The organism is Tumidithrix elongata BACA0141, from assembly GCF_036349135.1.
Taxonomy (GTDB): domain Bacteria; phylum Cyanobacteriota; class Cyanobacteriia; order Pseudanabaenales; family Pseudanabaenaceae; genus Tumidithrix; species Tumidithrix elongata.
Genome location: NZ_JAZBJZ010000208.1, coordinates 1 through 4092 on the forward strand (window position 1 = coordinate 1; position 4092 = coordinate 4092).

Annotated in this window: 5 protein-coding genes; 3 read left to right on the forward strand and 2 right to left on the reverse strand. The window is 43.9% G+C overall.

Features of this window, described 5'->3' with window-relative positions; translation table 11 throughout:
• Window positions 1-48: 48 nt before the first annotated feature.
• Both V2H45_RS25225 and V2H45_RS25230 read right to left on the reverse strand, forming a co-directional pair.
• Window positions 49-1398: a tetratricopeptide repeat protein gene (locus V2H45_RS25225; protein WP_330486454.1), complete on the reverse strand. Its 1350-nt coding sequence runs from the start codon at window positions 1396-1398 to the stop codon at window positions 49-51.
• Between the two features lie 166 nt (window positions 1399-1564).
• Complete coding sequence (locus V2H45_RS25230) at window positions 1565-1705, reverse strand: hypothetical protein (protein ID WP_330486455.1); 141 nt, start codon at window positions 1703-1705, stop codon at window positions 1565-1567.
• A gap of 221 nt (window positions 1706-1926) precedes the next feature.
• Here V2H45_RS25230 and rsfS point away from each other — a divergent pair, with 221 nt between their 5' ends.
• From rsfS to V2H45_RS25245, 3 genes are all read left to right on the forward strand, one after another.
• Window positions 1927-2361 (forward strand): ribosome silencing factor, encoded by a 435-nt coding sequence (gene rsfS / locus V2H45_RS25235; RefSeq protein WP_330486456.1) that lies wholly within the window; start codon window positions 1927-1929, stop codon window positions 2359-2361.
• 80 nt (window positions 2362-2441) lie between these two features.
• A complete protein-coding gene (locus tag V2H45_RS25240; protein ID WP_330486457.1) occupies window positions 2442-2669 on the forward strand; it encodes a ferredoxin-thioredoxin reductase variable chain in 228 nt (75 codons plus the stop codon).
• Window positions 2670-2827: 158 nt separating this feature from the next.
• Window positions 2828-3853, forward strand: coding sequence for an SPFH domain-containing protein (locus V2H45_RS25245; protein WP_330486458.1), 1026 nt, complete (start codon window positions 2828-2830; stop codon window positions 3851-3853).
• The last annotated feature ends 239 nt before the right edge of the window (window positions 3854-4092 follow it).

The window sequence follows — 4092 nt, forward strand, 5'->3', positions numbered from 1 at the left end:
ACTCAACGCTGATGCCTTTTCTAATGCTCTCAATCTTTTGTCCTGTACTTAGGCGCCTTTCTTATCTCCTAAATCAGATTTTGCAACACCTCGATTGAAATAGGAATTGGCAAAGTTAGGATTGAGACGGATGGCTTCTGTGTAGTCAGCGATCGCACCCTGCTTGTCTCCTAAAGCAGACCTCATGTCACCTCGATGATAATAGGCAACAACAGCAAAATCAGGTTTGAGGCGAATGGCTTCTGTGTAGTCAGCGATCGCGCCCCGCTTGTCTCCTAAGGCAGATTTTACGTCCGCGCGACTAACGTATAAAAAGTGAAGTGCAAATAGTTCAGATTTAGGAACGATACGAATAGCTTCCGTAAGACGAATGGCTTCTGTATAGTCGGCAATCGCGCCTTTCTTATCTCCTAAATCAGACCTCATGTCACCTCGATGGTAATAGGCATCAGCATTATTAGAATTGAGACGAATGGCTTCTGTATAGTCAGCGATCGCCCCCTGCTTGTCTCCTAAAGCAGACTTTGCATACCCGCGATTGTTGAAAGCATAAGTATAGTCAGGTTTAAGGCGAATGGCTTTTGTGTAGTCAGCGATCGCACCTCTCTTGTCTTCTAACGCTGACCGCACATTCCCGCGAAAAGAGTAAAAAATGGCATCGTCAGGTTTGAGACGAATGGCTTCTGTATAGTCAGCGATCGCGCCTTTTTGGTCACCTAAATTAGACTTTGCAATACCTCGATTGAAATAAGCATTGGCATCGTCGGGTTTGAGGCGAATGGCTTCGGTGTAATCAGCGATCGCACCTCTCTTGTCTTCTAACGCTGACCGCACATTCCCGCGAAAAGAGTAAAAAATGGCATCGTCAGGTTTGAGACGAATGGCTTCTGTATAGTCAGCGATCGCGCCCTTATTGTCTCCTAAATTAGACTTTGCAATACCTCGATTGCAATAGGCATCGGCATAGTCAGGTTTAAGGCGAATGGCTTTTGTGTAGTCAGCGATCGCCCCCTGCTTGTCTCCTAAATCGTACTTCTCTAACCCACGATTCAAATAGGCATTGGCATCGTCAGGTTTGAGACGAATAGCTTCGGTGTAATCGGCGATCGCGCCCTTATTGTCTCCTAAATTAGACTTTGCAATACCTCGATTGAAATAAGCATTGGCATCGTCAGGTTTGAGGCGAATGGCTTCGGTGTAATCAGCGATCGCGCCTTTATAGTCTCCTCTATTCAGTTTCTCTGAAGCACGTCCATGATAATCAACTCCAGCCTGTGCTAGCTTTGGTGAGATTTGCGTTGATGGTTGAGCGATTGGCTTGGCATAAGCAGAAGACGTTTCTTTCCCTAGAGAAATTGTAAATGCCAAAGCTATTAGAATAAGGAAACGCCAAGCCATAAACTTAAGACTCTCAATATTTACGTAAGATTCAAGAGCCTAACATAAATATTTCCTGAATTTATGCCTAAATAAAAATGTTAATACAGAAATTCTAATAGGCCAATTCCAAGTCGTATCTATGAAATCCGCTAAATGGATTCGGGTATCCGCGCGATCTAGTTGCCTAAGAAGTAAAGCTCAGCCGATTGGCTAACCGCCCGATCGCTGCTAGTAGTTCGGTCAGTCTCATACCCGATAGATCTAGCTCTTTCCAGCCCTCATCCGCCGCGCGATCTATTAGTGCCAGCAATTCATCCTGCGTCATGACTTACCTTGCTTTCGTTGGTGGTGTTTCTATTTTGGCTGCGCTCATTTCCTACAATGACCTCAAAAATGCGATCGCTATGCCCGAAATATGAATTTTTAAAGATTTTTGTCAATCTTAACAGGAGCTACTGGGCGGAGTGATTAGAATGTAGGTAAGTTTACGTAACAACCCGCTAAAATCTTACATCCCATACACAACTACCCCACAACGCAGCCCCTATGACATCAGAATCTATAAGTGTCCTACAGCCCCAAGATCCCAGCCTACTTAGCCAAGACCTCGCCTATCAGATGACCATGACAGCCGCTACAGTAGCCGACGATCGCAAAGCCGAGGATATTTTAATTCTGGCGATCGGGGAGGTTTCAGTACTGGCTGAATATTTTGTGATCGCCACAGGTTTCTCAAAAGCGCAGGTCAGAGCGATCGCCAATGCGATCGAAGGCAAACTTGCCGAAGATTTTAATCGCGTGCCGCGCCGCACCGCAGGCGAGAGCGAGGCAACTTGGATATTGCAAGACTATGGCGATGTCATGGTGCATATCATGATGCCCACAGAAAGAAAAACCTACGAGCTAGAAGCCTTTTGGGGACATGCTCCCAAGGTTGCTTTGCCCGAAAAACAATTGGTCGAACAGCTAACAAACAGTTAATAATTAACAATTAGCAATAAACAGCGCTACTCCATACTTGATAATAATTAACTGGTAGTTGATTACAAATTCACTGAACTATGAAAGTAGGCGATCGCATTCGTGTCAAAGAGTCTATTAAGGTCTATCATCATCCCGAGCATAAAGGCTCTGCCTTTGACATCAAAGGTCTAGAAGGAGAAATCCTCCAAGTGATCGCAGACTGGCATGGGCGACCTATTAGCCCAAATTATCCGCTTGAGGTGAAATTGGGTAATAAGTTCAAAGCTCATGTATCTGAATATGAGTTAGAACTAATATCTGAATAATCTCAATTATTAAAATGGGGGGGATAAATATCTCCCCCATTTTTTGCATTTGGGGTTTAATATCGCTACTAATTGGGCAAACAGTAAAATTAGATTGTTTACTCACCTAAAAAACGCTATATTTTCGGTTCATTGAATCCATATTCGCGGATTGCGTTATGCAAGCAGCTCTAATTACGCTTTTGTTTGCGCTCCTGACAGGGAGCTATCTATACAAATCAGCTAGAGTAATTCCACAGGATAAGCAGTCTCTGGTAACGCGATTAGGACGGTATCACAAGACACTCAGACCAGGGCTTAACTTTGTCTTCCCATTAATCGATAAAGTTGATTTTGAGAGAAGTACATCAGAACAAACCCTAGAAATTCCACCGCGTTCTTGTACGACCAGTGACGAAGTCTCTATGACGATTAAAGGGACTGTCTATTGGCAAATTACTAACCTCTACAATGCTCGATACAATATCCAAAAACTCGAACAGTCCTTAGAAAATTCCTTTGCCGCCGAGATTCAAGCTCAAATCGGGACGTATTCGATCGAGCAGGTCATTGTTTCCCAGACCGAGATCAGTCAAAAACTCTTAGCAGATCTGGCTGAAGACAGTAAAGATTGGGGTGTCGCGATCAAAAGAATTGAACTGGGGGATATTGTGATTCCCGAGTCAGTGAGAACCTCGATGGAAAAGCAAAAGGCAGCAGAAATAGAAAGCCGTGCTACTGAATTGAGATCGGAAGGTGAAAGAAAAGCCGAAGTGAATAAAGCAGAAGCAGAAGCTGAGTCTAGACGAGTTTTAGCTGAGTCTGAAAGAGATGTACGCTTCTCTGAAGCAAAGGCGTTGGCGGAAGCGATCGAACTGGTCTCGCAAGCGATCGCGAAGTACCCCCACGGACAAGAAGCCATGCAGTTTCTGTTAGCGCAAAACTATATTGATATGGGTAAAGCGATCGGACAAAGCCCTAGCAGCAAGGTGATGTTCATGGATCCCAAAACCGTGCCTGGGATGGTGCAGTCTTTGCTGGCAATGGTAGACAAAATTGGATCGCCACCCGACGGCAAGCAACCATTTGGAGCAAGCGGAAGCGTTCGCGATTGGGCGGGCAATAATGATTTAATTGACTTAAGCAGTAGCATCAAAAAATCTAGCTTCCTTGACGATCCAGAACAAGATGCTGATAAGAATTAATTCAATGCAATGGAGTTAGTAACGATTGCAGATTCAAAAAAGTCTGTAGGATTAGCAATGTTACTTTTTAATCTGTTCTGAGAGTGTTTTAGTTTTTTTCAGCTTATCGGTTTCTCCTTTTTTTGTCTTTTTTTCTTATCCCGAACTCACGTTATTCTTAGTCAGGGCGAATCGATCGCATTGGCTAAGTAGGTAGGCAAGGAAATACCAATATATGTAAATATAGGTTAAGCAATTAG

Excerpts from the sequence above, each read along its gene's own strand:
- V2H45_RS25225 (WP_330486454.1), bottom strand. The coding sequence starts at position 1,398 with ATGGCTTGGCGTTTCCTTATTCTAATAGCTTTGGCATTTACAATTTCT.
- V2H45_RS25230 (WP_330486455.1), bottom strand. The coding sequence starts at position 1,705 with ATGACGCAGGATGAATTGCTGGCACTAATAGATCGCGCGGCGGATGAG.
- rsfS (WP_330486456.1), top strand. The coding sequence starts at position 1,927 with ATGACATCAGAATCTATAAGTGTCCTACAGCCCCAAGATCCCAGCCTA.
- V2H45_RS25240 (WP_330486457.1), top strand. The coding sequence starts at position 2,442 with ATGAAAGTAGGCGATCGCATTCGTGTCAAAGAGTCTATTAAGGTCTAT.
- V2H45_RS25245 (WP_330486458.1), top strand. The coding sequence starts at position 2,828 with ATGCAAGCAGCTCTAATTACGCTTTTGTTTGCGCTCCTGACAGGGAGC.